Here is a 26,488-nt window from a genome sequence, read left to right on the forward strand (position 1 = left end):
GTTTTCCTTCCGGCGCCCGCTCAGGGCAGGCGCCAGTCCACCGGCTCCGCACCGAGTTCGTCGAGCAGTTCGTTGACGCGCGAGAACGGGCGGGAACCGAAGAAGCCGCGCGACGCCGAGAGCGGCGACGGGTGCGCGGATTCGATGAAGGGCACTTCGCCCGCGGCCAGCAGCGGCTTCAGCGATGCCGCGTCCTTGCCCCAGAGGATCGCGACGAGCGGCTCGTCGCGGCCGACGAGCGCGCGGATGGCCTGCTCGGTGACGGCCTCCCAGCCCTTGCCGCGGTGCGAGGCCGGCTGGCCGGGGCTCACGGTGAGCACCCGGTTCAGCATGAGCACGCCCTGGTCGGACCAGGGGCTGAGATCGCCGTTGGACGGCGTCGCGAAGCCGAGATCCTTGGTGTACTCGGCGAAGATATTGGCCAGGCTGCGCGGCACCGGCTTGACGTCCGGCGCCACCGAGAAGCTCAGCCCCATGGCGTGGCCGGGGGTCGGGTACGGGTCCTGCCCGACGATCAGCACGCGGACCGCGGCGAACGGGCGCTGGAAGGCGCGTAGCACGTTCTCCCCGGCCGGGAGGTAGCCGCGGCCCGCCGCGTTCTCCGCGCGCAGGAACGCGCCCATGTCACTGATCCGGCCCTCGACCGGGGCCAGGGCCCGCGCCCAACCCGCATCGATGATGTCCGCCAACGGTTTCGCCACGGCCGACAACCTATCGCGGATCACCGACAGGCGGCGACCCCGCCCCGGCGAACGATTCCCAGCCGCGGGGGCCCTCGTACTCGGCGCCGTCGACGGTGACGCCGCTGCCTGCGGTGACGCGGCCGATCGCGCGCCAGCCCGGCGGGAGTTCGGTGCCCGCCGGCCAGGTGGCGACGAAGGCGTGATCCTCGCCGCCGGTCAGGATCCATTGCGCCGCATCGTGTTCCAGTGCGGCCGCGAGTTCGGCGAGGGCGGGGTCGGCGAGCGCGGTCGAGTCGAGGTCGACGGCGACGCCGGAGGCTTCGGCGATGTGCGCGAGATCGGCGAGCAGGCCGTCGGAGGTGTCGGCCATGGCCGTCGGGCGCGCGCCGGCCCGCAGGGCGTCGAGCACCGCCGCGTACGGGGGTCGCGGTGCGCGGTGCGCGGCGAGCGAGTCGGCGGCCAGCGTGTCGGCCCCCGCGGACCGCGGGCCGGGAGCGAACCCCCCCAACGGTGTACACCCGCCGGTCGCCGACGCACCCGCACCGGCTGCCTGGGTGCCACTACCCCCGCGCGCCGTCACCGCGTCGGGGGCGTCGGCCCCGTCGGGCGGCGACGGCGTAACCGCGGCCCTCTCGAGCAGGATGTGCAACCCGGCGGCCGACCACCCCAACCGCCCGGCCACCGCCACCACGTCCCCGGCCCGAGAGCCGGAGCGCAGCACCGGAGCGCGACCCTCGAGATCGCCGAGGGCGGTCACCGAGATGACCAGCTCCGGGCTGCGCACCAGATCACCACCGGCGATGGAGGCGCCGCAGGCGCGCCCCGCCTCGGCCCACATCCCGGCGGTGAGGCCGTCGATCACCGCGACCGGCGTCGCGCCGGGACAGCCGAGCGCGACGACGAAGGCGGTCGGCACCGCGCCCATGGCGACCACGTCGGCGGCGTTCTGCGCGATCGCCTTGCGGCCGATCTGCTCCGGTGCCGACCAGTCCAGCCGGAAGTGCCGATCCTGCACCAGCATGTCGGTGGTCACCGCGAGCCTGCCGTCCGGTGCGGCGAGCACGGCGGCGTCGTCGCCGGGGCCGAGCAGGACGCCAGGCGCCTGTGCGCGGCCCGCGTTCATCCGCGCGATGAGCGCGAATTCGCCCAGTTCGCGCACGGTGGCGGTGCTGTCCTCGGCGCCGATGACCCCTCCTCGCCGTTCCGGTCGGAAACGCCCCGACGGTACCCTGGGCGGGCCCGCGCACACCGCGCCGGGCCGGACGACCAGGAGGGAGCGGTTGGCATGGCCGCCGACGCGCCGGATCGGAACGCGGGCGACCGCACGGCAGGCACGCCCGACCAGCACCGCGGCGAGCGCAGGGCCGAGACACCGGCCCCGGACGCCGGCGAGTCGACCGCGCCCGGCCGCGCCCCGGCCGAACCCGAGGACGCCCCGGCCGACGGTGACACGACGCCCGCCGCCGCGAACCCGCGCCCCTATCCCCCGGCCCTGATCGCCACCGCCGTTGCCCTCCCGGTGACGCTGATCGTCGGCATCCTGGTCGCCGCCTTCATCGCCACCCGCGCCCCGGTCGAGCGCGAACCCCTCGCCCTCGGCCCGGTGCCCGCCCCGCAGGCGGCGGGCCCCGCCTGCACCGCCCTGCTCACGGCGCTCCCGGACGACATCGACGACTACCGCCGCGCCGAGCTGGTCGACCCGGCCCCGCCCGGCACCCGTGCCTGGCAGCGCGACGACCCCGCCACCGAGCCGATCGTGCTCCGCTGCGGCCTCGACCGCCCGCTGGAGTTCAACCGCGCCTCGGCGCTGCAGATCGTGAACAACGTGCAGTGGTTCGAGATCCGCGACCCGGCGGCAACGGGCAGCACCTGGTTCGCGGTCGACCGCGGCACCTACCTCGGCTTCACCGTGCCGGACGGCTCCGGCCCGACCCCGCTGCAGGCGGTCTCGGACGCCATCACCGCCACCATGCCGGAGCGCCCGCTCGACCCGAACCCGCTGCCCAATTAGCGCAGCCCCGTCCCGCGGGCCAGCGCCGTCTCGATCAGCGTGCTGACCAGCGCCGGGTACTCGACCCCGGTCGCCTCCCACATCCGCGGGTACATGGAGATCGGGGTGAAGCCGGGCATGGTGTTGATCTCGTTGATCACCGGCCCGCGCTCGGTGACGAAGAAGTCGACCCGGGCCAGCCCGGTGCAGTCCAGCGCGCGGAAGGCGCGCACCGCGAGCTCGCCGATCTCGGCGGCGACGTCGTCGTTCAGCTTGGCCGGGACGTCGAATTCGCAGACCTCGTCGAGGTACTTGGTCTCGAAGTCGTAGAAGTCGGGGGCCGCGGTCTCCGGCATCCGGATCTCCGCGGGCACGCTGGCCGCGACCCGGCCGTCCGGGAACTCCAGCACCCCGCACTCCACCTCGCGCCCGACGATCGCGGCCTCCACGATCACCTTGGGGTCGTGCTCGCGCGCGGTCGCGATCGCCGCGTCCAGCCGGTCCCACCCGGCCACCCGGGTGATGCCGATCGAGGAGCCGCCGCGCGCGGGCTTGACGAAGACCGGCAGCCCGAGCGCCGTGCGCTGCTCCGCGGTCAGGGTCGGCACGCCGGGGCGGAGCACCACCTGCTCGCCGACCGGGAGGCCGTCGGCGGCGAGCAGCTTCTTGGTGAACTCCTTGTCCATGCCCGCCGCGCTGGCCAGCACGCCCGGCCCGACGTAGGGCACGCCGGCCAGCTCCAGCAGCCCCTGCAGGGTGCCGTCCTCGCCCCACGGCCCGTGCAGCACCGGGAAGACCACGTCCACCGCGCCGAGCACCGCGGCCGGGTCGTCCAGCGCGACCAGCGCGCCGGGGCGGCTCGGGTCGGCGGCCAGCGCGAGCGCGGTGCCGGTGCCGTCCACCGCGGGCAGCGCGCCGCTGGTCATGCCGAGCGCGGCCACCTCGGCGCCGCCGAGCACCCAGCTGCCCTCGGTGGTGATGCCGATCGGTACCGCCTCGAAGCGCCGCGGATCGAGGTGGCGCAGCACGCTGCCCGCCGACACGCACGACACCGCGTGCTCGCTGCTCCGCCCGCCGAAGACGACGGCGACCCGAATCCGGTTCGTCATGGTGGGAACCGTACCCGTAAAGGGGGCACGCGCGAGCCGCCCCGGCACGCACCGGGTGGCGCAGCTCTCACTCCGGCTTGATCCGCCTGCCCAGCAGGTTGCCCACCGCCTCGCGCACCGACAGCCCCTCGTGGCAGACCAGGTTCACCGCGTCGGTGAGCGGCATCTCGACGTCGTGCGCGGCCGCGAGCGCGCGCACCGATCCACAGGACTTGACGCCCTCGGCCACCTGTCCGTGCGTGGCCTCCTGCGCCGCCTCCATGGACCCGCCCGCGCCGAGCACGTGTCCGAAGGAGCGGTTGCGGGAGAGCGGGGAGGTGCAGGTGGCGACCAGGTCGCCGACGCCGGCCAGCCCGGCCAGGGTGACCGGCTCGGCGCCGAGCGCGACCCCGAGCCGGATGATCTCGGCGAGCCCGCGGGTGATCAGGCTGGCCACCGAGTTGTCGCCGAGCCCCATGCCGGAGGCGATGCCGCAGGCCAGCGCGATGACGTTCTTGCAGGCGCCGCCGATCTCACAGCCGACCACGTCGACATTGGTGTACGGCCGGAAATATCCGGTGGCGCAGGACTGCTGCAGCGCGACCGCGCGCGCCTCGTCGCTGCAGGCGATCACCGTCGCGGCCGGCTGGCCGGTGGCGATCTCCCTGGCCAGATTCGGCCCGGAGAGCACCGCGACGCTGCCCGGGTCGGCGCCGGTCACCTCGGTGATCACCTGGCTCATCCGGAGCAGGGTTCCGGTCTCGATGCCCTTGGCCAGGCTGAGCAGCGAGGCGTCGTTCTCGTCGAGGGCCCTGCGCAGCGCGGGTCTCCAGTGTTCGAGGTTGCCGCGCAGCGACTGCGAGGGCACCGCGAGCACCACGATGTCGGCGCCGTCCAGTGCGCGCTCGTGATCGTCGGTGGCGGCGACGGCGGGGAGTTGCACGTCGGCGAGGTAGAACGGATTGCGGTGCTCGGTGGCGAGCGCCAGCGCCACCTCCGGCCTGCGCGCCCAGATCGTGACCTCGGTTCCGGCATCGGCCAAGACCTTGGCGTACGCAGTACCCCATGAACCCGCACCCAGTACCGCCGCCCGTGTCATCCGCTCAATATGTCATGGAAGGATCGGGGTCATGCGTCCGCACGCCGTGCACGCCGTCATCGCGGTGAAGAGCCTGGACCGCGCCAAGAGCCGGTTGGCCGATCGGCTACGCCCGGAACATCGCTCGCGGCTCGCGCTCGCCATGCTCACCGACACCGTGCACGCCGCGCTGGCCGCCGCGCCGATCGATTCGGTCACCGTGGTCACCCCGGACGCGGCCGTGGCCGCGCTGGCCCGCGCGCTCGGCGCCGTCGCGCACCCCGACCCGGGCGGCCCCGGCGCGGGGCTCGCCCCCGACGGGCTGAACAACGCCCTCACCGCGGCCGCCGCGGCGGTGCGGCGCAGGCACGGCCCGGTCGCGCTGGTGGCGATGCAGGCGGATCTGCCCGCGCTGCGCCCGGCCGAGCTGGCCGAGGCGCTGGCCGCGGCGCCGCCCGGTCGCCGCGCGATGGTCACCGACCACACCGGCGAGGGCACCGCCGCGCTGCTGCAGCTGGACGGATTCGCACCGCTGGCGCCACGATTCGGCCCGAGCTCGGCGCTGCGTCACGTGACCGGTGGCGCCTTCCCGCTGGACGGCGACTGGCCGGGGCTGCGGCACGATGTCGACACCGGCGCCGATCTGGATCTGATCCTGCGGCTCGGGGCCGGTCCGGCGACCACTGCTGTCCTGACCGACATCGGGCATCCGGGCGCCGTTCACGAACCCGTCCACCCGGTATGCTAGATGGTCGCCGCGGCCCGGGTGAAACACGCGGTCTTCGCTGATGCCGCGCTGCGCACCGAGCGGTTCGTAGGGGATGATCGAAGGCGTGAGCGATACGGAAACCGTCAAGCAGCAGTTGCTCCCCACTGCCCCCCCGGCTGCCACCCCGCTGCTGGCCGATCCGGCGACGGCACAGTTGCCACGTGATCGCTACCTCAACAGGGAACTCAGCTGGCTGGACTTCAACGCCAGGGTGCTGGCGCTCGCGGAGGACGAGTCGCTGCCGTTGCTGGAGCGCGCCAAGTTCCTCGCGATCTTCGCCTCGAACCTGGACGAGTTCTACATGGTGCGCGTCGCCGGGCTGAAGCGGCGGGCGGAGACCGGGCTGCTGGTCCGCTCCGCGGACGGCCGGTCGCCGAGCGAGCAGCTCGAGCTGATCGCCGCGCGGGCACGGGAGATCGCGCAGCGGCACGCGGGCGTCTTCCTCGACTCGGTGGATCCGGCGCTCACCGAGGAGGGCATCGAGATCATCTGCTGGGGCGACCTCTCGGTCGCCGAGGCGGAGAAGCTCTCGGGGTACTTCCACGACCAGGTCTTCCCGGTGCTCACCCCGCTCGCGGTCGACCCGGCGCACCCCTTCCCCTACATCAGCGGGCTGAGCCTGAACCTGGCCGTCACGGTGAAGGACACCACCACCGGCGGCGAGCACTTCGCGCGGGTCAAGGTGCCGGACAACGTGGATCGCTTCGTCCGGGTGCGGCGCACCGAGACGGCCACCCCGATCGCGGCCTTCCTGCCCATGGAGGAGTTGATCGCGGCCCACCTCGACCTGCTCTTCCCCGGTATGACGGTGGTGGAGCACCACTCCTTCCGGATCACCCGCAACGCCGATTTCGAAGTCGACGAGGACCGGGACGAGGACCTGCTGCAGGCGCTGGAGCGCGAGCTGGCCCGGCGCCGCTTCGGCTCCCCGGTGCGGCTCGAGGTCTCCGACGACATGACCGAGCACATGCTCGACCTGCTGCTGCGCGAGCTCGAGGTCGACCCGCGCGACGTCATCCAGGTGCCCGGGCTGCTCGACCTCTCCTCGCTCATGCAGGTCTACGGCGTCGACCGGCCGAATCTCAAGGACACCCCGTACGTTCCGGCCACCCCGGCCGCGTTCGGCGAGCGGGAGACCCCGCGCAACGTCTTCGCCGCGCTGCGCGAGGGCGACGTGCTGGTGCACCACCCCTACGACTCCTTCTCCACCAGCGTGCAGCGCTTCATCGAGCAGGCGGCGGCCGACCCGCAGGTGCTGGCCATCAAGCAGACGCTGTACCGCACCTCCGGTGACTCGCCGATCGTGAACGCGCTGATCGACGCCGCCGAGGCGGGCAAGCAGGTGGTCGCGCTGGTGGAGATCAAGGCGCGCTTCGACGAGCAGGCCAACATCAAGTGGGCCCGCGCGCTGGAACAGGCGGGCGTGCACGTGGTCTACGGCCTGATCGGGCTCAAGACGCACTGCAAGACCTGCCTGGTGGTGCGGCGCGAGGGCTCCACCATCCGGCGCTACTGCCACATCGGCACCGGCAACTACAACCCGAAGACGGCGCGGCTCTACGAGGACGTCGGGTTGCTCACCGCCGCACCGGAGATCGGCGCCGACCTGACCGACCTGTTCAATTCGCTCACCGGGTACTCCCGCAAGGAGGACTACCGCAACATCCTGGTCGCCCCGCACGGCGTGCGGGCCGGGATCATCGAGCGGATCCAGCGCGAGACCGAGCTGGCGCAGCAGGGCGAGCAGGCGCGGATCCGGTTGAAGGCCAATGCCCTCGTCGACGAGCAGGTGATCGACGCGCTCTACCGCGCCTCGCAGGCCGGGGTGCAGGTGCAGATCGTGGTTCGCGGCATCTGCGGGCTGCGCCCCGGCGTGCCGGGCATGAGCGAGAACATCGAGGTGCGCTCGATCCTCGGCCGGTTCCTCGAGCACTCCCGGGTGATGCACTTCCGCGCGCAGAACGAGTTCTGGATCGGCTCCGCCGACATGATGCACCGCAACCTGGACCGCCGGGTCGAGGTCATGGCCCAGGTGAAGGATCCCAAGCTGCGCGAGCAGCTGGACGGGGTCTTCGACTCCGCGCTGCACCCGGCCACCCGGTGCTGGGTGCTGCGCGCGGACGGCAGCTGGCTGGCGCAGCCGGGCGGCGACCTGGACGACGAGCAGGTGCGCGATCACCAGGAATCGCTGATGCGGCTGCGGAGGCCGGACCAGCAGTGAGCGGGACGCGGGATGACAGCTTCTGGGATCATCGCGTGACCGCCGACATCCACGCCGCGGGCGCCGTGCTGTGGCGTCCGGCGCGGGCGTCCGGCGCGGGCGAGATCGAGATCGCACTCGTGCACCGGCCCAAGTACCGGGACTGGTCGCTGCCGAAGGGCAAGCTGGAGCCGGGTGAGTCGCCGGTGCTTGCCGCCGTGCGCGAGGTCGCCGAGGAGACCGGCGTGCACGGCGTGCTCGGCCGCTACCTCGGGCACGTGACCTACCCGGTCACCGGGCACCGCAAGCTCAAGCGGGTGGACTACTGGGCGGCGGAGGCGCGCGATGGCGAATTCGACCCCAGCGACGAGATCGACGACCTGGTCTGGCACTCGCTGGACAAGGTGATGCGGGAACTCTCCTACCCGATGGACCGGCAGGTGCTCCGCACCTTCAGCAAGCTGCCGCCGCGGACGAGCACACTGCTCCTGGTCCGGCACGCCAAGGCCGGGCAGCGCGGCAAGTACGCGGGCCCGGACCGGGAACGCCCGCTGGAGCCGGCCGGCGCCGAGCAGGCGCTGACGCTGGTGCCGAACCTGCTCGCCTTCGGTGCGCAGCAGGTCTTCTCGGCCGACCCGGCGCGCTGCGTGCAGACGGTGGCCCCGCTCGCCGATTCGCTCGGGGTCGACGTCGGGCTGGAGCCCGCGCTCTCCGAGGACGCCTACGCGGCCGATCCGGCGGCCGCGCTGACCCGGATCCGGGAGCTGGTGTCGGACAGCGCCGTCCGGGTGGTGTGCAGCCAGGGCAAGGTGATCCCCGACCTGATGCGCGAGTGGGCGGCGGCCGACGGCCTCACGCTGCCGCCCGCGCGGAACCGCAAGGGCAGCGTCTGGGTGCTCTCCTTCGTCGACGGCCGCATGGTGGCCGCCGACCACCTGGACCGGCGGCTCTACGTGGACAGCACCGAGGAGTAGCGGGCGCGAGAAAGGCCCCGGGGTCGGTGTGTCCCGGGGCCGTTCTCCATCTGCCTGCGGGCCGGGAAGACGATCTGGTCTTCCGGCTGCGCCGCACCGCGTTCCGATGGCACCGACCGGTCGCGGTGGACGCCGGTACGGATGTCACGGACACCGTCGTGAGCTGGGTTTCAGCTGCTACGGCGGGCCGGTGCCTTCTTGGCCGCGGTGGTCTTCTTGGCCGCCGTCGTCTTCGCCGCGGTGGTCTTCGCCGCGGTGGCGGTCTTCTTGGCGGGGGCCTTCTTCGCCGCCGCCGTCTTGGTGGCCGCCGCCTTGGTGGCGGTGGTCTTCTTGGCCGGAGCCTTGGCGGCGGCCGTCTTCGTGGCCGCGGCGGTGGTCTTCTTGGCCGGAGCCTTCTTCGCCGCGGTCTTGGTGGCGGTGGCCTTGGTGGCCGGTGCCTTGGTCGCGGTGGTCTTCTTGGCCGCGGCCTTGGTGGCGGGCGCCTTGGTCGCCGCCTTGCGGGCGGTGGTCTTGGCCGGTGCCTTGGTGGCGGCGGCGGTCGTCTTCTTGGCCGCCGTCGCCTTCTTGGCCGCCGCGGTCTTCTTGGCGGCCGTCTTCTTCGCGGCCACCGGCGCATTCACGCCGCGCTTCACAGCCGGGCCGCTCGCCGCGAGTTTCTGCTTACCCGCGATCACGGCCTTGAACTGCGCGCCCGGCCGGAAAGCCGGCACCGAAGTCGGCTTCACCTTGACGGTTTCGCCGGTGCGCGGGTTCCTGGCCACGCGCGCGGCGCGCTTGCGCTGTTCGAAGACGCCGAATCCGGTGATGGTGACGCTCTGACCCTTGTGGACGGCGCGGACGATGGTGTCGACCACGTGCTCGACTGCCGCGGTGGCCGTGCGCCTGTCCGTACCCAACTTTTCGGTCAGAACGTCGATCAGTTCCGCCTTGTTCATTGAATCCTCCGCAGACTAATGGCCCGTCGTCGGACCGACTAGGTACCACGGTAAACCCAGTTTGGGCAAGAGTCTATGTGCCACGCCAAAATTCATGTGGTTTAGCACACGTCCAGCTACCGGCCTACATGTAGCGCAGCTAACGGCCCGAGGTGATTACGCCCGCGAAATATGCGCCGGAAGGGTGGTGGGTTTCCATGCCGGCCTTTGGTTTTCATAGGCCCCGATCCGGGCTTCCTGGCGGAGTGTCAGTCCGATATCGTCCAGACCCTCCAGGAGACGCCACCGAGTGTAGTCGTCAATGTCGAACGGCAACACGACGGTTCCTGCCGTCACGGTGCGTGCCCGCAGGTCCACAACCAATTCCAACCCCGGCTGTTCCTCGAGCAACTTCCAGAGCATTTCGACATCATTCTGTGACATCTGCGCGGCGACCAAGCCGCCCTTACCCGCATTCCCACGGAAGATGTCGGCGAAACGCGACGAGATCACCGTTCGAAAGCCGTAGTCCGACAGTGCCCACACCGCGTGCTCACGGGACGACCCGGTCCCGAAATCGGGACCGGCGACCAACACGCTGCCCCGATCATAGGGCGCGGTGTTCAGAATGAAGTCCGGATCGGTCCGCCAGGCCGCGAAGAGCCCGTCCTCGAATCCGGTGCGGGTGACGCGCTTGAGGTAAACCGCGGGAATGATCTGATCGGTGTCGATGTTCGAGCGGCGCAGCGGCACGCCGATGCCCTTGTGCACGGTGAACGGTTCCATGGAAATTCCTCCGGGGTGGGGTTCGGGTGGTCGTCAGTCCAGATCGGCGGGTGCGGACAGCGTTCCGCGCACCGCCGTGGCGGCGGCGACGAGCGGCGACACCAGATGCGTCCGGCCGCCCTTGCCCTGCCTGCCCTCGAAGTTGCGATTCGAGGTCGAGGCGCAGCGCTGACCCGGCTCCAGCTGATCGGGATTCATTCCCAGGCACATCGAGCAGCCCGCCTGCCGCCATTCCGCGCCTGCGGCGGTGAAGATATCCCCGAGGCCCTCCTGCTCGGCCTGCGCGCGCACCCGCATACTTCCCGGCACCACGAGCATGCGCACGCCGTCGGCGACGTGCCTGCCCTTCAAGATATCGGCGACGGCGCGCAGATCCTCGATCCGGCCGTTGGTGCAGGAGCCGACGAAAACGGTGTCGACGGTCACCTGGCGCAGCGGGGTGCCCGGAATCAGATCCATGTAGCGCAGCGCCTTGGCGGCCGAATCGCGCTCGGACTCGTCGGCGATGTCCGCCGGGTCCGGCACCGTCGCGCCGAGCGGCAGCCCCTGGCCCGGGTTGGTGCCCCAGGTGACGAACGGGGTCAGCGCCGCGCCGTCGATGTGCACCTCGGCATCGAAGACCGCGCCCTCGTCGGTCGCCAGCTGGTCCCAGGCCGCGACGGCGGCATCCCAGTCGGCGCCCTGCGGCGCGTGCGGGCGGCCCTTCAGGAATTCGTAGGTGGTCGCATCCGGGGCGATCATGCCCGCCCGCGCGCCCGCCTCGATCGACATATTGCAGACCGTCATCCGCGCCTCCATGGACATGGCCCGGATCGCCTCACCCCGGTACTCGAGGACGTAGCCCTGGCCACCGCCGGTGCCGATCTTCGCGATCACGGCCAGGATCAGGTCCTTGCTCGTGACGCCGGGGGGCAGCTCGCCGTCCACGGTGATGGCCATGGTCTTGAACGGGCGCAGCGAGAGCGTCTGGGTGGCGAGCACGTGCTCCACCTCGCTGGTGCCGATGCCCATGGCGATCGAGCCGAAGGCGCCGTGCGTCGAGGTGTGGCTGTCACCGCAGACCACGGTCATCCCCGGCTGGGTGAGCCCGAGCTGCGGGCCGACCACGTGCACGATGCCCTGGTCCAGGTCGCCCATCGGGTGCAGCCGGATGCCGAACTCGGCGCAGTTGCGCCGCAGCGTCTCCACCTGGGTGCGGGAGACCGGATCGGCGATCGGCTTGTCGATGTCGGTGGTCGGGACATTGTGGTCCTCGGTCGCGATGGTGAGGTCCGGCCTGCGCACCGGGCGCCCCGCCGCGCGCAGCCCGTCGAAGGCCTGCGGACTGGTCACCTCGTGCACCAGGTGCAGGTCGATGTAGATCAGGTCGGGCTCGCGGCTCGCGCCCTCGCCCTCCCCGCGCGCGACGATATGCTGCTCCCACACCTTCTCGGCCAGTGTGCGTGGACGATCGGCCATTCTTGGATCACCTTCCGTACCAGGGGCTGGTGGATTCGTTTTTGAATCCCAGAATACGAGACGTTAGTATCGTTCTATGAGACAGCATAGCGGCATCGGGGTCCTGGACAAAGCCGTGACGGTGCTGTACGCGGTGGCCGAGGAGCCCTGCGGGCTGAACGAGCTCTGCGCCCGCACCGGGCTGCCGCGGGCCACCGCGCACCGCCTGGCCGTCGGCCTCGAGGTGCACCGCCTGCTGGCCAGGGACAACCAGGGCCGCTGGCGGCCGGGCCCGGCCCTCGCCGAGCTGGCCGTCGGGGCGACCGACCCGCTGCTGGACGCCGCGGGCGCGGTGCTGCCCCGGCTGCGCGAGATCACCGGCGAGAGCGTGCAGCTCTACGCCAGGGACGGCCACTCCCGGGTCTGCGTGGCCGCGCTGGAGCCGCCGGTGGGGCTGCGGGACACCGTTCCGGTGGGGTCGCGACTACCGCTCACCGCGGGCTCGGCAGCGAAGGTGCTGCTGGCCTGGGCCGATCCGGAACTCCAGCGCGACCTGCTCGCCGAGGCGGTCTTCGGCGAGCGCGCGCTGGCCGAGGTGCGCAGGCGCGGCTGGGCGCAGAGCGCGGCCGAGCGGGCGGCGGGCGTGGCGAGCGTCTCGGCCCCGGTGCGCGATGTCTCCGGCGCCGTGGTGGCGGCGATCTCGGTCTCCGGCCCGATCGACCGGATGGGCCGCAGGCCGGGCGCGCGCTGGGCCGCCGACCTGGTGGCGGCGGCGGAGGCGCTGCAGAAGCGGCTCTGACCCGACTGCAACGCGTTCTAGAGTGGCGGCATGGGAGTCAATCAACGCACGCAGATCGTGATGTCCGAGGCGGAGATCACCCGCTTCCTGGAGACCAGCCGGGTCGCCACCTTCGCCACGCTGGGCAGGGCGGGCGTGCCGCACCTGACCGCGATGTGGTACGCCCTCCTCGACGGCGAGGTGTGGTTCGAGACCAAGGCGAAGTCGCAGAAGGCGGTGAATCTGCGCCGCGATCCGCGGGTGACCTGCCTGGTCGAGGCCGGCGACACCTACGACCAGTTGCGCGGGGTCTCGATCGAGGGGCGCGCCGAGGTGGTGGACGACCCGGAGCGGCTCTTCGCGGTGGGGGTGAGCGTCTGGGAGCGCTATACCGGCCCGTACACCGATGACCTGCGGCCGCTGGTCGAGCAGATGCTGCACAAGCGGATCGCGGTGCGGGTGGTGCCGGAGCGGGTGCGCTCCTGGGATCACCGCAAGCTGGGGATGCCCGCCATGCCGCTGGGCGGGAGCACGCTGGGCGAGCCCTCCTGACAGCGCGCGAGGCCCCCGATCCGAGTGGATCGGGGGCCTCGCGGTTGTAGCCCCGACGGGATTCGAACCCGCGCTACCGCCTTGAGAGGGCGGCGTCCTAGGCCGCTAGACGACGGGGCCAGGACTTGCTTCTGCCTCCCTTTCGGGAGGCGGTTGCCAGCTTAGCTGGCGGGAGTCCGGCGACCAAATCGCCGGGTTCCGAACGCTTTCGGCGATCGGCTCTCCGCTGGGGTACCAGGACTCGAACCTAGAATGGCTGAACCAGAATCAGCTGTGTTGCCAATTACACCATACCCCAATGACCAGGCGACCCCGACCTCGCTTCCGGCTGAATGCGAGGGGGCGTTTTCCGGCCGGGAAGAAGAGTACCAAAGGGGCCGGGGTAAACTACAAATCGCCTGGTCAGACCCCTGTTTCAGCCCTCGGGGCGCCACTCCAGCGCGGCGTTCAGCCGGGCCAGCGAGAGTTCCCGCCCGAGCAGCTCCATCGACTCGTACAGCGGCGGGCTGATGTGCGAACCGGTGATCGCCACCCGCACCGGCGCGAATGCCTTCCTCGGTTTCAACTCCAGTTTCTCGATCAATGCGACGCGCAGTGCCTCCTCGATAGCGGCGGTGCTCCACTCGGCCAGCGGTTCGAGTGCGCCGAGCGTGGCCCGCAGTACCGGCTCGGCGGGCTCGCCGAGATTCTTCGACCCGGCCGCGGGGTCGATCGAGAACTCGTCGGCGGGGGCGAACAGGAATCGCAGCAGCCCCCACGCGTCGTCCAGAACCACGATCCGGGTCTGGACCAACTCGGCGGCCGCGGCGAAGACCTTCTCGTCGATTTCCGCGCCGATCCGGCCCTGCCCGGTCAGGAACTCCCGGAGCCTGCGGGCGAAATCTCCGACCTCCAGCAAACGGATGTGTTCCGCGTTGATCGCGTCGGCCTTCTTCTGGTCGAAACGGGCTGGGTTGGAATTCACCGAGGAAATGTCGAAGGCCTCGACCATCTCCGTCATGGAGAACACGTCGCGGTCGTCGGCGAGGCCCCAACCGAGCAGCGCGAGGTAATTCAGCAAACCTTCGGGAACAAAGCCGCGATCGCGATGGGCGAACAGGTTGGACTCCGGATCCCGCTTCGACAACTTCTTGTTCCCCGGCCCCATCACGAAGGGCAGGTGGCCGAACTCGGGGGTGAACTCGGCGACCCCGATCCGGCGCAGCGCGGCATAGAGCGCGAGCTGCCGCGGGGTGGACGAGAGCAGGTCCTCGCCGCGCAGCACGTGGGTGATCCGCATGAGCGCGTCGTCGACCGGGTTGACCAGCGTGTACAGCGGATCGCCCGACCCGCGGGTGAGCGCGAAGTCGGGCACCGTGCCTGCCTTGAAGACGGTCTCCCCGCGCACCAGGTCGTGCCAGCCGAGGTCCTCGTCCGGCATCCGCAGCCGCACCACCGCGGGCCTGCCCTCGGCCTTGTGAGCCGCGATCTGCTCGGCCGTCAGGTCGCGGTCGAAGTTGTCGTAGCCGAGCTTCGGATCGCGCCCGGCGGCGCGGTGCCGAGCCTCGACTTCGTCCGGCGTGGAGAAGGATTCGTACGCCTCACCGGCCGCCAGCAACCTCCGCACGACGTCCAGATGCTGCCCCCGGCGCAGGGATTGGCGGTACGGCTCGTAGGGCCCGCCGACCTCCGGGCCCTCGTCCCAGGTGAGGCCGAGCCAGCGCAGCGCGTCCAGGATCGCGCGGTACGACTCCTCGGTGTCGCGGGCCGCGTCGGTGTCCTCGATCCGGAAGACGAAGGTGCCGCCGTGGTGCCGGGCGAACGCCCAGTTGAACAGCGCGGTGCGCACCAACCCCACGTGCGGGGTCCCGGTGGGCGACGGGCAGAAGCGGACCCGAACTTCGGTCATGGCTCTCTTTCAGCGTTTCGTGGCAACGGGATTGGTCAGCGTACCGATTCCCTCGACGGTCACGGAGACGTTCTGGCCCGCCTGCACCGGACCGACGCCCTCGGGGGTGCCGGTCAGCAGCACGTCGCCGGGGAGCAGCGTCATCACCGTACTGACGAACTCGATCAGCGTCGGAATATCGTGCAGCAGCTGGGATGTGCGGCTGCGCTGGCGCACCTCGCCGTCGAGCTCGGTGACGATCTCCAGATCGCCCGGGTCCAGCTCGGTCTCGATCCACGGCCCGAGCGGGCAGAAGGTGTCGTACCCCTTGCCCCTGGTCCACTGGCCGTCCGACTTCTGCTGGTCGCGCGCCGTGACATCGTTCGCGACGGTGTAGCCGAGGATGACGTCGCGCGCCTTCGCGGCGGGCACGTCCTTGCACGGGCGACCGATCACCACCGCCAGCTCGCCCTCGTAGTCGACCCGGGAAGAACTGGGCGGCAGGATGATCGGGGCGTTCGGGCCGACGATGGCGGTGTTCGGCTTGAGGAAGATGACCGGCGATTCCGGCGCTTCGCCGCCCATCTCCGCGGCGTGCGCGGCGTAGTTCTTGCCCACGCACACCACCTTGCTCGCCAGGATCGGCGCGAGCAGCCGCACGTCGGCCACCGGCCAGCTCCGGCCGGTGTAGGTCGGGCTGCCGAACGGATGCTCGGCGATCTCCCTGGCGACACTCTCGGATCCCTCGCCCTCGATACGGGCGAAGGCGACTCCGTCGGGACTGGCTACTCGACCTAGGCGCATGGCCGCAGTCTATCGACCCGGCGCCACCTGCTCGAACACACCCGACCGAGCGGTCCGCTCCGCCGCGGTGTACGGTGGGCGCGATGTTCATTTTGTGAGATAGTAATCCCGAAATATGGGAATGCGAGGTGCCTCATGATGGCGACGACGGCGGCCGTCGGCGAACGGCGACGCTGGGCCATGCTCGGGCTCGGGGTGTTCGCGCAGGCCGCGAGCGCGGTCTTCATCCACGGCGTGCCGTTCCTGCTCCCCGCGCTCACCGACGGCGGGATGTCGCTGCCGATCGCGGGGCTGCTGGTCGCCATGCCCACCGTCGGGCTGGTCTGCACGCTGATCGCCTGGGGCTGGGTGGTGGACCGGATCGGCGAGCGCAAGGTGCTCGTGGCCGGGCCGCTGATCACCGCCGCCGCCGGCGGTGCGGCCGCGCTCACCGCACACCCGATCGCGCTGGGCGCCTTGCTCTTTCTCGGCGGGGCCGGGGCGGCCAGCACCAACGGCGCGAGCGGGCGGGTGATCGTCGGCTGGTTCCCGCCGCACCGGCGCGGGCTCGCCATGGGCATCAGGCAGACCGCGCAGCCGCTCGGGGTCGGGATCGGCGCGCTGGCGATTCCCGCGGTGGCCGCGCAGCACGGGGTGCCCGCCGCGGTGCTCGTCCCGGCGGTCATGGCGTTGCTGGCGGCGGCCGCGTGCGCGGTCGGGATCATCGATCCGCCGCGGCCGCAGCGCTCGGAGGCCGATCCGGGGCTGCTCGCCAACCCCTACCGGGGTGACGGCACGCTGTGGCGGGTGCACCTCGTCTCGGTGCTGCTGGTGGTGCCGCAGGGCACGCTGTGGACCTTCGCGCTGCTCTGGCTGCACCGGGACGCGGGCTGGTCGCTGGCCGCGGCCGGGCTCCTGGTGACCGGCACCCAGGTCCTCAGCGCTATCGGCCGGATCGGTGCGGGCGCCTGGTCGGATCGGGTCGGCAGCAGGCTCGGCCCGCTGCGCACGGTGGCCTTCGCGGCGGTCGTCTCGATGGCCGCGCTGGCGCTGGCCGCCTGGACCGAGTGGTGGTGGGTGGCGATCCCGCTGCTGGTGGCGGCGTCGGTGATCACGGTGTCGGACAACGGGTTGGCCTTCACCGCGGTCGCCGAGATCGCCGGGCCGTACTGGAGCGGGCGCGGGCTCGGCGTGCAGAACACCGGCCAGAACCTGGCCATGGCGGCGGTGCCGCCGGTCTTCGGGGCCGTCATCGACGCCGCAGGCTTCCCCGCGGTCTTCATCGCCGCCGCCGTGATCGCCGCGGTAGCGGTCCCCCTGGTCCCGCGGGACCGCCGGCACACGGACCACTGAACCGCGCCATCCCGACATCAGCAGCCCCGGCTTACCTGCGCGCGGCGTCCCCGACTCCTCGCGGGAACGCGGCGTCGCGTTCCCGACGCGCTCCGGCCCGCCGCGGGCCTGCGGGGCGGAGCCCCGCTGAGACAGCTGTGCCCCACCCGAACCCGGGTGGGGCACAGATCTGGGAACCCTAGACCGCGGCCGCGATCCGATCCCCGACCTCGACGGTCGAGGCCGAACCGGAGCGTCCGGCCAGATCCTTCGCCACCGCCGACTCGATGCGCCCCGCCTGTTCGGTGTGCCCGAGGTGGGTGAGCAGCAGCGCCACCGAGAGAATCGCGGCGGTCGGATCCGCCTTCGACTGCCCGGCGATATCCGGCGCACTCCCGTGCACCGGCTCGAACATGCTCGGATTGGCGCCGGAGGCGTCGATGTTGCCGCTCGCCGCCAGCCCGATCCCACCGCTCACCGCGGCCGCCAGATCGGTGATGATGTCGCCGAACAGGTTGTCGGTGACGATCACGTCGAAGCGGCCCGGGTCGTTGACCATGTGGATGGTCGCGGCATCGATGTGCTGGTACGCCGTGGCGACGTCCGGGAATTCGGCCCCGACCTCGGCCACCGTGCGCTGCCAGAGCGACCCGGCGAAGGTGAGCACATTGGTCTTGTGCACCAGCGTGAGATGCTTGCGCCGCGCCTGCGCCTTGGCGTAGGCGTAGCGCACCACGCGCTCGATGCCGAAGCGGGTATTGGTGCTCACCTCGGTGGCGACCTCGTGCGGGGTCTCCACCCGGATGGCGCCGCCGGTGCCGGTGTACGGCCCCTCGGTGCCCTCGCGCACCACCACGAAGTCGATGTCCGGCGACCCGGCCAGCGGGCTGGAGACCCCCGGGTACAGCTTCGACGGCCGCAGGTTCACGTGGTGATCGAGCGCGAACCGGGTGCGCAGCAGCAGCCCGCGCTCCAGGATCCCGCTCGGCACCGACGGATCGCCGATCGCGCCGAGCAGGATGGCGTTGTGCTGCTTCAACTCGGGCAGCACCGAGTCCGGCAGGATCTCTCCGGTCGCGTGGTACCGCTCGGCGCCCAGGTCGTACTCGGTGCGCTCGACACCGGGCAGCACCGTGTCCAGCACCTTGAGCGCCTCGGCGACGACCTCGGGGCCGATTCCGTCACCGGGGATGACAGCAAGCTTCATGGTTGCTCCGTTGCTTTCCGAGCCGCTCAGGACAGGTCGATCTGCGCGATCTTGGTGGCCCCCACGGCCTCCGCGATGGCGCCCTGCACCTCGGCGGGCACCTCCTGGCCGACCCGGAGCAGCACCGTGGCGCCATCCTTGTCCGCGTCCTGAGTGAGCTGCGCGGCCAGGATGTCGATCCCGGCCTCGCCCAGCTTGGTGCCGATCTTGCCGAGCGCGCCCGGCTGGTCGTCGTAGTTCAGGATGGCCAGGTTCAGCCCCTCGGCGCGCAGGTCGTAGTTGCGCCCGTTGATGTTGACGATCTTCTGCACCTGCTGCGGCTCGGTGAGCGTGCCCGCGACATTGAGCGTGCGGCCGTCGCCGAACACCGCGCGCAGGTCGACCAGGCTGCGGTGGCTCGGGCTCTCCGACACCGTGGTCACCTCGGCGCTGATCCCGCGGTCCTGCGCGAGCGCGGGCGCGTTCACGAAGGTCACCTGGTCCTCGATGAGCGCGGAGAAGATGCCGCGCAGCGCCGCGAGCTGCAGCACCGCGACCTCCTGGGCGGCCAGCTCGCCGCGCACCTGGACCTCCAGGCTCACCGGCAGCTCGTCGGAGAGCCCGCCGAGCAGGGCGCCCTGCTTGCGCACGATCTCCAGCCACGGCGCGACCTCGTCGGCCACCGCGCCGCCGGTGACGTTCACCGCGCCGGGCACGAACTCGCCGGCCAGCGCCAGCAGCACCGACTTGGCGACATCGGTGCCCGCCCGGTCCTGCGCCTCGGTGGTGGAGGCGCCCAGGTGCGGGGTGACCACGACCTGCGGCAGCTCGAAGAGCGGGCTGTCGGTGCACGGCTCGGTCTCGAAGACGTCGAGCCCCGCCGCGCGCACGTGCCCGGAGGTGATGGCCTCGGCCAGCGCGACCTCGTCCACCAGCCCGCCGCGCGCCGCGTTCACGATGATCACGCCCGGCTTGGTCTTGGCGATCGCCTCGCGGCCGATGATGCCCTTGGTCTCCGGAGTCTTCGGCAGGTGCACGGAGATCAGGTCGGCCCGCTCCAGCAGCTCGTCCAGGGGCAGCAGCTCGATGCCGAGCTGCGCCGCCTTGGCCGGCGACACGTAGGGGTCGTACGCGACGATCTTCGTCTCGAACGCGGCGAGGCGGGCGGCGAAGAGCTGCCCGATCCGGCCCAGCCCGACCACGCCGACCGTCTTGCCGAAGATCTCCACGCCGTTGAACTTGCTGCGCTTCCAGGTGTGCTCACGCAGCGTCGCATCGGCCTGCGGAACCTGGCGGGCGGCGGCGAGCAGCAGGGTGACGGCGTGCTCGGCCGCGGTGTGGATGTTCGAGGTGGGCGCGTTCACCACCAGCACGCCGCGCTCGGTGGCGGCCGGAACCTCGACATTGTCCAGCCCGACCCCGGCCCGCGCCACGATCTTCAGCCGCTTGCCCGCGTCGAGCACCTCGGCGTCGACGGTGGTGGCGGAGCGCACCAGCAGCGCGTCGGCCTCCGGTACCGCGGCCAGCAGGGCCGGACGGTCCGGCCCGTCCACCCAGCGGACCTCGACACCGTCACCGAGCGCGTCGACGGTCGACTGGGCGAGCTTGTCGGCGATCAGGACAACAGGACGGCCAGCTTGGCTCACGGTGGGTTACTCCTGGGGAAGGGGGTTGGTTGCCACCGAGCAGCTTAATAGCCCAGGACAGCGCCGGAGACGCCCCCCTCGGCCGCCACCGCCCGCACAGTGGCCGAACACACCTCGGGCCCCGCACCTGTCCAGGTGCGGGGCCCGAGAGAGACCTGAGGGATCAGGGAACGAGACGCACGTCCTGCGCCTGCGGACCCTTCTGACCCTGCCCGATCTCGAACTCCACCCGCTGACCCTCATCGAGGGAGCGGAAGCCGCTGCCGCTCACAGCCGAGTAATGCACGAAGACGTCGGGGCCCCCGCCGTCCTGCGCGATGAAGCCGAAGCCCTTCTCGCTGTTGAACCACTTCACAATGCCTTGAGCCATTTCATACTTTCCTGTAGACGAGCCGGGAAACTTCTGTTGCAACTCCCGGTCTCGCCGTCCAGCTTGCCAGGTGCGGGGGGATTCCTCCACCTGGAAGAGGTGGGGGAAGTGTGAGGTAAACGACGTGGCGGGGGGTGTCTTCAGGTGCATGACCGGGGAACGACCCCGCGCGGCCGATGTGAAGCTGGCTGTCCGGGTCATCCCTGAGAATTTCTCAGGATTCGCGCCGCGAGTGCGTCGATGTGTTCGATCATGGTGTCCGGTTCGAGCGCCAGATCCAGCGCGTGGCAATGGATCGTTATCCCGCAATTCCGGATCGGGTGCACGCTCTCCGGCTCGTGACCCCTGGCGTAGACGAGATGGCCCTCCGGAAGTCCGAGCACGGCGCAGTAGGCCAGCATCTGATAGATGTCCGCCTCGGGATAGGTGCGATTCCGACCGCCGCCCCGCTCCACCTTGTACTTGGCGTCGATCACCGCGGCCGGCGTCCCTGCGGCGTCGTAGCACACCAGATCGGGCCGCAATCGGATCGTGGAGTTCGTCGTCAGGAGGTGCTGGTCCTGCATCGCGACCCGGAACCCGCACGGCGCGATCGCGGCCCGGAGCGCACCGGTCACGAAGTCCTCGTAGATCCGCCACATGTCGAAGAGGAACGCCCGGACCGTGAGCGTCCCTTCTCCGAGCGCGAACGAGCCGCCGTCGAGAATCACCAGCGAGAGGCGCAGCACATCGTGGTAGGTCCGGTTTCCGCGATCGAACACGAGAGGCGGCCGTGGTTCGCTGCGCGACAGAATTCGCACATCCTGGAGCGATTGCGTGATCTTCCGCAGCTTTCGCAGGGTGGCGACCGGCAGTTCGGGAAGACCCTGCAGCAGCCGCGTCGCCGCGAGCAGGATCTGGTTCTCCGCCGTGTCCACCGTGTATTCGTCGCGTTCGATGTGAATCGGCACCGCGACGCCGAACTGCCGGGTGGCCTGTTCCCGGACGCGCATTCGACCCGTGGGAATCGCGGACACCGTCGTTTCGGTTCGATACCGCCGCAGCGGCCCCCTGGCGAGCGCCCGGGAAGCAAGCTGCACGAAGGACTCGGCGAACGCGGTGGAGAACCCGCTGACGGCCTCGAGCCGGACGAACTCCGACCGCCACACATCGCCGCCGGTGTGGAAACCGAGAAGGAACGGAATTCTCCTCAATTCGGTCACCTTGGGATGCAGCACCAATTGCAGATTCCCGAGCCGGATCGCGCCGACCTTGCCTCTCGGGTTGAGCCGGTACCGCCCCGAGAACAGGGGCGTGACGGCGATGGAATCGAGGGCGCGAATCGCTTCGTACTGCGTCGCGGTGAGCTCGACCTCGGTGTCCTCGTGTTCGATCAGGTCGATCGATCTCACTCGGTGGCGCCCCAGTCACCGAGTTTCGTGCTCATGCGGCTCTCGATCTCGGAGAGCGCGTAGCGCGCGTCCACGTCGACGTCGGGCTCGTTGAGGTGGTAGTCCTCGAGCAGCGGGATGATCCTGGTCTGCCAGGTGATCTCCATCTTGTGCCTGGACCGCGCGGCCGGCCCCATGAGGTACGAGGGCCCGAGTTTGAAGTCGTCGTCGTCGATCGAGCTGTTGAGCACGTCCAGGAGTTCGGCGATCACCCGGGAGTGGCCCTCCTTGTCGAGCCATTTGCGGAGCAGCTCACTCGTCGGTTCGCGGCTCGGATGCAGGTGTACGAAGGAGAAGCGCCGGCGCATTGCGGTGTCCAGCGAGGCCACCGAGCGGTCCGCACGGTTCATCGTGCCGATCACGACGATGTTCTCCGGCAGTCGGAAGGGCATCCGCTGCCCGGAATACATCAACTGGATGGTCTCGTCCCGGTACTCCAGCAGGTAGTACAGCTCGCCGAAGATCTTCGAGAGGTTGCCGCGGTTGATCTCGTCGATGACGAGAGCGTGCAGCCGATCCGGCTCCCGCTGCGCCTGCTCGGCAACCTGTCGCAAGGGGCCGTGGTGCAATTCATAGGTGATCTGGCCGCCTTCGGTCGAGGCGGGGCGCAGCCCCTCGAAGAAGTCCTCGTAGGAGTAGGTCGGGTGGAACTGCACCACGGTCACCCGGTCCCCGCACAGGTGCTCGGCCAGTTTTCGAGCCAGGTACGTCTTACCCGTGCCCGGCGGCCCGTAGAAGATGAGCTGAGGTCGGTCCCGCAGCAGGTCGATGGAGCGCTGCAACCAGTCGACCGGCATGAGCAATTCGTCCGCCAGTTCCTCGGTCGCCGGTGCGAACTTCTCCGTCACCGGCGGGGCCGTATCGGCCTCCCGCGCTCCGTCTTCCACCCAGCCCAGCTTCAGTTCTCGATTGAAGATTCGCACGAGTTCGATGGCGTCCGCGCGGCTCAACTGGAGCGACTGGCTGCTCTTCGGATTCGACTGCCGACCTTCGGAACCGAACGTCGAGAGGTGCACCAGCGGGTCGCCGTTCTCGTCGCCGATGACTTGCCACTGGCAGGTCACCGCGTTCTCGGGCTTATGCGCGGCCACCCGCTGTGTACCCTCGACGATCCTGCGAATACGGGCCATCGCCTGCCACTCCCTCCGGTCCGGTACGCGAAGGCAAGCGTATCTACTCTGCATGAACGAGCGCGCTCCGATCAGTGCGCGAGTTCGGACCAGGTGATTTCCATCGGGAAAGGAAAGGAGGTGCGGATTCCGTTCGCGTCGGCGACGGTCCACTCATCGACGACGAGATAGTTGGCGAGGCGGAGAGGTCGCGCGCCACCGGGAAGGGGTCCGTGACCGGCCGCGAGCGCATAGGCGCGGACCATCTCGATCGCGGTGCCGGTGCGCGCGGTGGCCACCTCCCAGTAGCAGGGAATGCCGGCGTCGGAGTATGGCCCTTTCCTGGCTTCCATATCGGATCGGGTCTTCGATGGCGAGAGGATCTCGCCCACGAGCAAGACGTCGGCGCGCACCCGGCGACCGAGACATCCAGCATTGCGATACACGACGAAATCGGGTACCAAGCAATCGAATTCTCCTGCGACAGAGAACAAATGGCTTGGGTTGCGTCCAGCAGAGTGGTGTACGGCCTGACGCCAGCAAAGTCTGAGCGTGTCGCAGCCGGACGAGGAACGGTCACCGCGTGATTCTTCAAGAGACCGCCAAAGTCACTCGAAGGAGAACCACGCGATGACCGATCTCCAGCCTATCGACCCATCCAAGTTGCTGTCGGACCAACTCGCCGCCGCCAGCCCTGATCTGCTGCGGAACATGATGTCGACGTTCATCCAGGCGTTGATGAGCGCCGAAGCCGACACGATCTGCGGGGCCGGCTACGGCGAGCACAGCGACGACCGGGTCAATCACCGCAACGGCTACCGCCACCGCGACTTCGACACCCGCGTCGGCACGATCGACGTCGCGGTCCCCAAGCTGCGCACCGGCAGCTACTTCCCGGATTGGCTGCTCGAGCGCCGTAAACGCGCCGAGCGAGCCCTGACCAGCGTGGTCGCGACCTGCTACCTGCTCGGGGTCTCCACCCGCCGGATGGAGAAGCTCGTCGAGTCCCTCGGGGTCTCCCGGTTGTCGAAGTCGCAGGTCTCGATCATGGCCCGTGATCTCGACGCCCAGGTCGAAGCGTTCCGCACCCGCCCCCTCGACCAAGGCCCCTACACCTTCCTCGCCGCCGACGCGCTCGTGCTGAAGGTCCGCGAGAACGGCCGCGTGATCAACGTCCACGCCCTCGTCGCCACCGGCGTCAACGCCGAGGGCTACCGTGAGATCCTCGGCTTGCAGGTCACCTCCGGCGAGGACGGTGCCGGCTGGCTGGCGTTCTTCCGCGACCTGCTCGCCCGCGGGCTTTCCGGGGTCGAGCTGGTCACCTCCGATGCCCACGCCGGGCTGATGGCCGCGGTCGGGGCCACGTTGCCGGGGGCGTCCTGGCAGCGGTGCAGAACCCACTACACCGTGAACCTGATGTCGATCTGCCCGAAGAGCTCCTGGCCGTGGGTGCGGACACTGCTGCACTCGGTGTTCGACCAAGCCGACGCCGAATCGGTTGACGCGCAATACGATCGAATGCTCGACACACTCGCCGAGAAGCTCCCCCGAGTCGCCGCCCACCTCGATACCGCACGAGCCGACCTGCTCGCGTTCACCGCCTTCCCCAAGCAGATCTGGCGCCAGATCTGGTCCAACAACCCCCAGGAACGGTTGAACAAGGAGATCCGCCGCCGCACCGACGTCGTCGGGATCTTCCCCGACCGCACCGCGATCATCCGCCTCGTCGGCGCCGTGCTGGCCGAGCAGCACGACGAATGGATCGAAGGACGCCGCTACCTCGGACTCGACGTCCTCACCCGCTCCCGCGCACGCACCGATGCCACCGTCGAACAGGAGGCAACCCCCGCCGAACTGACCGCCTGACCCATCAGGATCACGCGGAGACTGTTCCCCTTACACCACGCATTTGGACTTGACCATGGCTTGGCCGGGCACCGACCGCACTCCCATCGGGGGTCGAGCCCGTGAGTGCGCTCAGTAGACAATCGGCGACATTTCCCCGGGCCAGGAACTCGTGCACGGGTACAGGATAGGGCTCCCCGGCACTCCACCGAACGCACGGATTTCAGCGGCGCCTACCATGCACGGGCGCTACACAGACAGGACGCTCAGTGCGGCACGTCGATTTCGCCGCTGGCCGCGGCCCGCCACTTGACCGCCCACGGCGCGCGGCGATGCTCCTCGGGCAGGGCCTCGACGGCTGCGACGACTTCTGCCGATGCCTGTTCGGTCAGTCCGAGTGTGCGCAGCACTCGGGCGCGCTGGAGGCCGTAGAAACCCGGCGTGTACCGGTAGCCCGCCTCCGGCGGCGTCTCGTCCTCCGCCGCGGCCTGCGCGTGGTCGGCGTCGGCCAGCGCCGCTTCAGCGGCACGGGGCTCCCCGGTGAGGGCCAGCACGCGGGCGCGTTGGAATCGTTCGTACACGCCGAGCAGGGGGTGCGCGCCGGGCACGGCTACGGCCGCCGCGCTCAGCGCGCCGGCGGCGGCGTAGTTCGCGCTCTCCGCCTCCACGTAGGCACGGAAGCTCAGCGCGTGGGTCAGCCGGTCCGGGTCGCCACACTCCTCGGCGAGCTTCAGTGCCGTGCTCAGGCTGCGCCGGGCCGCCGGGTCGGCACCCGCGGCGTGTTCCAGCCAACCACGGAATTGGCTGACTTCGGACGCGAGCCGGGCGGCAGGGGCCGCGATGGACCCGCGGCTCTCCCCGGCGAACTGCTCCGACATCTCCGCCATGCCGCGCACCGCGGGCAGCACGGCCACCGCGCCCACACGATCCTCCAGGCGGCGAATCGCGGCCAGCATGTCGGCTACGTCGTCCAGCGCCGAGGCGTCCACATGCTGCGGGCTGGCCGTGGCCGACGCCAGCCTTCCCACATCGGTCCCCAGGGTGCACTCGTACGCGGCCACGATCTCCGGCGTGACCGGGCGTTGGCCGTTCTCCACCTGGGAGAGGTACCCCGGGGAGTAGTGGGCGCGCCGGGCCAGCGCGCGCAGCGAGACACCCGCCGCCTCCCGGGCGGTGCGCAGCGCCTTGCCGGATTGCATCGCGTCCCCTCCACGCTTCAGCAGCGAACACCTGCGAACAGCGTAGGGATTCCGGCCCCGGAGGCGCACGCATAGCGTCGATTTCGGCTTCGTCGCCGGGCAAGACCGTGAGGCCAGGCAACGTCCGGATCCAGCTCCGGCGGCGGGTGCTCACCAATTGAAACGACAGGGGGTGTCGGGCTGTGGGGTTCGGGACATCGAAGGCGGAGACGGCCGTACTCTCCGTGCTCGCGCCGGGCGGGATGCTGACCGCCGCACAGATCCAGCGGGACGCGCAACTGACCGGCTGGGGCGCGCGCCGCGCGATCGGGCAGCTGGAGTCGCGCGGGCTGATCATGGCCGCGCCGTACTCGGCACGGTGGTCGATCACCCCGCGTGGGCTGGCGACTACGCGGGGTGATCGGTGATCGGCGACGGCTGGACCACCGTGGGCATGGCCGTGGCTGTTGGCCTGCCGCTGGCAGTGTTGATC

General features: G+C 70.4%; 25 protein-coding genes and 2 tRNA genes. 9 read left to right on the plus strand and 18 right to left on the minus strand.

Annotated features, from left to right (window positions below):
* Nucleotides 1-20 precede the first annotated feature (20 nt).
* Nucleotides 21-701: a uracil-DNA glycosylase gene (locus ACFO0B_RS04300; protein WP_378610963.1), complete on the minus strand. Its 681-nt coding sequence runs from the start codon at nt 699-701 to the stop codon at nt 21-23.
* Nucleotides 702-711: 10 nt separating this feature from the next.
* A complete protein-coding gene (locus ACFO0B_RS04305; RefSeq protein ID WP_378610964.1) occupies nt 712-1,842 on the minus strand; it encodes a thiamine-monophosphate kinase in 1,131 nt (376 codons plus the stop codon).
* Between the two features lie 126 nt (nt 1,843-1,968).
* On the opposite strand from ACFO0B_RS04305, the gene ACFO0B_RS04310 reads away from it, so the two are divergent.
* Nucleotides 1,969-2,694 (plus strand): DUF3515 domain-containing protein, encoded by a 726-nt coding sequence (locus ACFO0B_RS04310; protein WP_378610965.1) that lies wholly within the window; start codon nt 1,969-1,971, stop codon nt 2,692-2,694.
* Here ACFO0B_RS04310 and ACFO0B_RS04315 read toward each other — a convergent pair.
* Nucleotides 2,691-3,782, minus strand: a complete 1,092-nt coding sequence (locus ACFO0B_RS04315; RefSeq protein ID WP_378610966.1) for a D-alanine--D-alanine ligase family protein — start codon at nt 3,780-3,782, stop codon at nt 2,691-2,693. The genes ACFO0B_RS04310 and ACFO0B_RS04315 overlap by 4 nt on opposite strands.
* A 67-nt stretch (nt 3,783-3,849) precedes the next feature.
* Nucleotides 3,850-4,860, minus strand: coding sequence for an NAD(P)H-dependent glycerol-3-phosphate dehydrogenase (locus ACFO0B_RS04320; protein WP_378610967.1), 1,011 nt, complete (start codon nt 4,858-4,860; stop codon nt 3,850-3,852).
* Nucleotides 4,861-4,891: 31 nt separating this feature from the next.
* Here ACFO0B_RS04320 and cofC point away from each other — a divergent pair, with 31 nt between their 5' ends.
* The 3 genes from cofC to ACFO0B_RS04335 all read left to right on the plus strand — a co-directional run bounded on the left by cofC (nt 4,892) and on the right by ACFO0B_RS04335 (nt 8,782).
* A complete protein-coding gene (cofC, locus tag ACFO0B_RS04325) occupies nt 4,892-5,587 on the plus strand; it encodes a 2-phospho-L-lactate guanylyltransferase (protein WP_378610968.1) in 696 nt (231 codons plus the stop codon).
* Between the two features lie 73 nt (nt 5,588-5,660).
* On the plus strand, nt 5,661-7,829 hold the full coding sequence (locus ACFO0B_RS04330; protein ID WP_378610969.1) for an RNA degradosome polyphosphate kinase: 2,169 nt from the start codon (nt 5,661-5,663) through the stop codon (nt 7,827-7,829).
* 35 nt (nt 7,830-7,864) lie between these two features.
* On the plus strand, nt 7,865-8,782 hold the full coding sequence (locus ACFO0B_RS04335; RefSeq protein WP_378610970.1) for an NUDIX hydrolase: 918 nt from the start codon (nt 7,865-7,867) through the stop codon (nt 8,780-8,782).
* A 170-nt stretch (nt 8,783-8,952) separates the two neighbouring features.
* Here the strand turns inward: ACFO0B_RS04335 and ACFO0B_RS04340 are convergent, their stop codons facing one another.
* From ACFO0B_RS04340 to leuC, 3 genes are all read right to left on the minus strand, one after another.
* On the minus strand, nt 8,953-9,717 hold the full coding sequence (locus ACFO0B_RS04340) for an HU family DNA-binding protein (RefSeq protein ID WP_378610971.1): 765 nt from the start codon (nt 9,715-9,717) through the stop codon (nt 8,953-8,955).
* 156 nt (nt 9,718-9,873) lie between these two features.
* Nucleotides 9,874-10,482 carry a 3-isopropylmalate dehydratase small subunit gene (leuD, locus tag ACFO0B_RS04345; protein ID WP_378610972.1) on the minus strand — a complete coding sequence of 203 codons (609 nt, stop codon included), beginning with the start codon at nt 10,480-10,482 and terminating at the stop codon, nt 9,874-9,876.
* A 33-nt stretch (nt 10,483-10,515) separates the two neighbouring features.
* Entirely contained in the window at nt 10,516-11,940 is a 1,425-nt protein-coding gene (gene leuC / locus ACFO0B_RS04350) for a 3-isopropylmalate dehydratase large subunit (protein WP_378610973.1), read from the minus strand.
* A gap of 76 nt (nt 11,941-12,016) precedes the next feature.
* Between leuC and ACFO0B_RS04355 the strand changes: the two genes are divergently transcribed.
* On the plus strand, nt 12,017-12,718 hold the full coding sequence (locus ACFO0B_RS04355) for an IclR family transcriptional regulator (RefSeq protein ID WP_378610974.1): 702 nt from the start codon (nt 12,017-12,019) through the stop codon (nt 12,716-12,718).
* A gap of 30 nt (nt 12,719-12,748) precedes the next feature.
* Nucleotides 12,749-13,249, plus strand: coding sequence for a pyridoxamine 5'-phosphate oxidase family protein (locus ACFO0B_RS04360; protein ID WP_378610975.1), 501 nt, complete (start codon nt 12,749-12,751; stop codon nt 13,247-13,249).
* Nucleotides 13,250-13,296: 47 nt separating this feature from the next.
* Here ACFO0B_RS04360 and ACFO0B_RS04365 read toward each other — a convergent pair.
* From ACFO0B_RS04365 to ACFO0B_RS04380, 4 genes are all read right to left on the minus strand, one after another.
* A tRNA-Glu gene (locus ACFO0B_RS04365) sits at nt 13,297-13,369 on the minus strand.
* A 106-nt stretch (nt 13,370-13,475) separates the two neighbouring features.
* A tRNA-Gln gene (locus ACFO0B_RS04370) sits at nt 13,476-13,547 on the minus strand.
* 117 nt (nt 13,548-13,664) lie between these two features.
* Nucleotides 13,665-15,137, minus strand: coding sequence for a glutamate--tRNA ligase (gene gltX, locus ACFO0B_RS04375; protein WP_378610976.1), 1,473 nt, complete (start codon nt 15,135-15,137; stop codon nt 13,665-13,667).
* Between the two features lie 9 nt (nt 15,138-15,146).
* Nucleotides 15,147-15,920 (minus strand): fumarylacetoacetate hydrolase family protein, encoded by a 774-nt coding sequence (locus ACFO0B_RS04380; RefSeq protein WP_378610977.1) that lies wholly within the window; start codon nt 15,918-15,920, stop codon nt 15,147-15,149.
* Between the two features lie 138 nt (nt 15,921-16,058).
* Between ACFO0B_RS04380 and ACFO0B_RS04385 the strand changes: the two genes are divergently transcribed.
* The gene (locus ACFO0B_RS04385; RefSeq protein WP_378610978.1) at nt 16,059-17,252 is read left to right on the plus strand and encodes an MFS transporter; all 1,194 of its coding nucleotides are present in this window, start codon (nt 16,059-16,061) and stop codon (nt 17,250-17,252) included.
* A 178-nt stretch (nt 17,253-17,430) separates the two neighbouring features.
* Here the strand turns inward: ACFO0B_RS04385 and ACFO0B_RS04390 are convergent, their stop codons facing one another.
* From ACFO0B_RS04390 to ACFO0B_RS04415, 6 genes are all read right to left on the minus strand, one after another.
* Nucleotides 17,431-18,438 carry a 3-isopropylmalate dehydrogenase gene (locus tag ACFO0B_RS04390; RefSeq protein ID WP_378610979.1) on the minus strand — a complete coding sequence of 336 codons (1,008 nt, stop codon included), beginning with the start codon at nt 18,436-18,438 and terminating at the stop codon, nt 17,431-17,433.
* Nucleotides 18,439-18,464: 26 nt separating this feature from the next.
* The gene (gene serA, locus ACFO0B_RS04395) at nt 18,465-20,063 is read right to left on the minus strand and encodes a phosphoglycerate dehydrogenase (RefSeq protein WP_378610980.1); all 1,599 of its coding nucleotides are present in this window, start codon (nt 20,061-20,063) and stop codon (nt 18,465-18,467) included.
* A gap of 163 nt (nt 20,064-20,226) precedes the next feature.
* On the minus strand, nt 20,227-20,433 hold the full coding sequence (locus ACFO0B_RS04400; RefSeq protein ID WP_233019819.1) for a cold-shock protein: 207 nt from the start codon (nt 20,431-20,433) through the stop codon (nt 20,227-20,229).
* 197 nt (nt 20,434-20,630) lie between these two features.
* Nucleotides 20,631-21,824, minus strand: coding sequence for an McrC family protein (locus ACFO0B_RS04405; RefSeq protein ID WP_378610981.1), 1,194 nt, complete (start codon nt 21,822-21,824; stop codon nt 20,631-20,633).
* The gene (locus ACFO0B_RS04410) at nt 21,821-23,146 is read right to left on the minus strand and encodes an McrB family protein (protein ID WP_378610982.1); all 1,326 of its coding nucleotides are present in this window, start codon (nt 23,144-23,146) and stop codon (nt 21,821-21,823) included. Before ACFO0B_RS04410 ends, ACFO0B_RS04405 begins: the two co-directional genes overlap by 4 nt.
* Entirely contained in the window at nt 23,065-23,466 is a 402-nt protein-coding gene (locus ACFO0B_RS04415; RefSeq protein WP_378610983.1) for a Uma2 family endonuclease, read from the minus strand. The genes ACFO0B_RS04410 and ACFO0B_RS04415 overlap by 82 nt, the downstream gene beginning before the upstream one ends.
* A 136-nt stretch (nt 23,467-23,602) precedes the next feature.
* Here ACFO0B_RS04415 and ACFO0B_RS04420 point away from each other — a divergent pair, with 136 nt between their 5' ends.
* Complete coding sequence (locus tag ACFO0B_RS04420) at nt 23,603-24,838, plus strand: IS256 family transposase (protein WP_378610984.1); 1,236 nt, start codon at nt 23,603-23,605, stop codon at nt 24,836-24,838.
* Between the two features lie 245 nt (nt 24,839-25,083).
* Here the strand turns inward: ACFO0B_RS04420 and ACFO0B_RS04425 are convergent, their stop codons facing one another.
* Nucleotides 25,084-26,016 (minus strand): helix-turn-helix domain-containing protein, encoded by a 933-nt coding sequence (locus tag ACFO0B_RS04425; RefSeq protein WP_378610985.1) that lies wholly within the window; start codon nt 26,014-26,016, stop codon nt 25,084-25,086.
* A gap of 182 nt (nt 26,017-26,198) precedes the next feature.
* Between ACFO0B_RS04425 and ACFO0B_RS04430 the strand changes: the two genes are divergently transcribed.
* Nucleotides 26,199-26,423 carry a hypothetical protein gene (locus ACFO0B_RS04430; RefSeq protein WP_378610986.1) on the plus strand — a complete coding sequence of 75 codons (225 nt, stop codon included), beginning with the start codon at nt 26,199-26,201 and terminating at the stop codon, nt 26,421-26,423.
* The last annotated feature ends 65 nt before the right edge of the window (nt 26,424-26,488 follow it).

Source organism: Nocardia jiangsuensis, assembly GCF_042650385.1.
Lineage (GTDB): Bacteria > Actinomycetota > Actinomycetes > Mycobacteriales > Mycobacteriaceae > Nocardia > Nocardia jiangsuensis.

Coding starts and splice junctions, on each gene's coding strand:
- ACFO0B_RS04310 (WP_378610965.1), top strand. CDS start 1,969: ATGGCCGCCGACGCGCCGGATCGGAACGCGGGCGACCGCACGGCAGGC.
- ACFO0B_RS04315 (WP_378610966.1), bottom strand. CDS start 3,782: ATGACGAACCGGATTCGGGTCGCCGTCGTCTTCGGCGGGCGGAGCAGC.
- ACFO0B_RS04320 (WP_378610967.1), bottom strand. CDS start 4,860: ATGACACGGGCGGCGGTACTGGGTGCGGGTTCATGGGGTACTGCGTAC.
- cofC (WP_378610968.1), top strand. CDS start 4,892: ATGCGTCCGCACGCCGTGCACGCCGTCATCGCGGTGAAGAGCCTGGAC.
- ACFO0B_RS04330 (WP_378610969.1), top strand. CDS start 5,661: ATGATCGAAGGCGTGAGCGATACGGAAACCGTCAAGCAGCAGTTGCTC.
- ACFO0B_RS04340 (WP_378610971.1), bottom strand. CDS start 9,717: ATGAACAAGGCGGAACTGATCGACGTTCTGACCGAAAAGTTGGGTACG.
- leuD (WP_378610972.1), bottom strand. CDS start 10,482: ATGGAACCGTTCACCGTGCACAAGGGCATCGGCGTGCCGCTGCGCCGC.
- leuC (WP_378610973.1), bottom strand. CDS start 11,940: ATGGCCGATCGTCCACGCACACTGGCCGAGAAGGTGTGGGAGCAGCAT.
- ACFO0B_RS04355 (WP_378610974.1), top strand. CDS start 12,017: ATGAGACAGCATAGCGGCATCGGGGTCCTGGACAAAGCCGTGACGGTG.
- ACFO0B_RS04360 (WP_378610975.1), top strand. CDS start 12,749: ATGGGAGTCAATCAACGCACGCAGATCGTGATGTCCGAGGCGGAGATC.
- gltX (WP_378610976.1), bottom strand. CDS start 15,137: ATGACCGAAGTTCGGGTCCGCTTCTGCCCGTCGCCCACCGGGACCCCG.
- ACFO0B_RS04380 (WP_378610977.1), bottom strand. CDS start 15,920: ATGCGCCTAGGTCGAGTAGCCAGTCCCGACGGAGTCGCCTTCGCCCGT.
- ACFO0B_RS04385 (WP_378610978.1), top strand. CDS start 16,059: ATGGCGACGACGGCGGCCGTCGGCGAACGGCGACGCTGGGCCATGCTC.
- ACFO0B_RS04390 (WP_378610979.1), bottom strand. CDS start 18,438: ATGAAGCTTGCTGTCATCCCCGGTGACGGAATCGGCCCCGAGGTCGTC.
- ACFO0B_RS04400 (WP_233019819.1), bottom strand. CDS start 20,433: ATGGCTCAAGGCATTGTGAAGTGGTTCAACAGCGAGAAGGGCTTCGGC.
- ACFO0B_RS04420 (WP_378610984.1), top strand. CDS start 23,603: ATGACCGATCTCCAGCCTATCGACCCATCCAAGTTGCTGTCGGACCAA.
- ACFO0B_RS04425 (WP_378610985.1), bottom strand. CDS start 26,016: ATGCAATCCGGCAAGGCGCTGCGCACCGCCCGGGAGGCGGCGGGTGTC.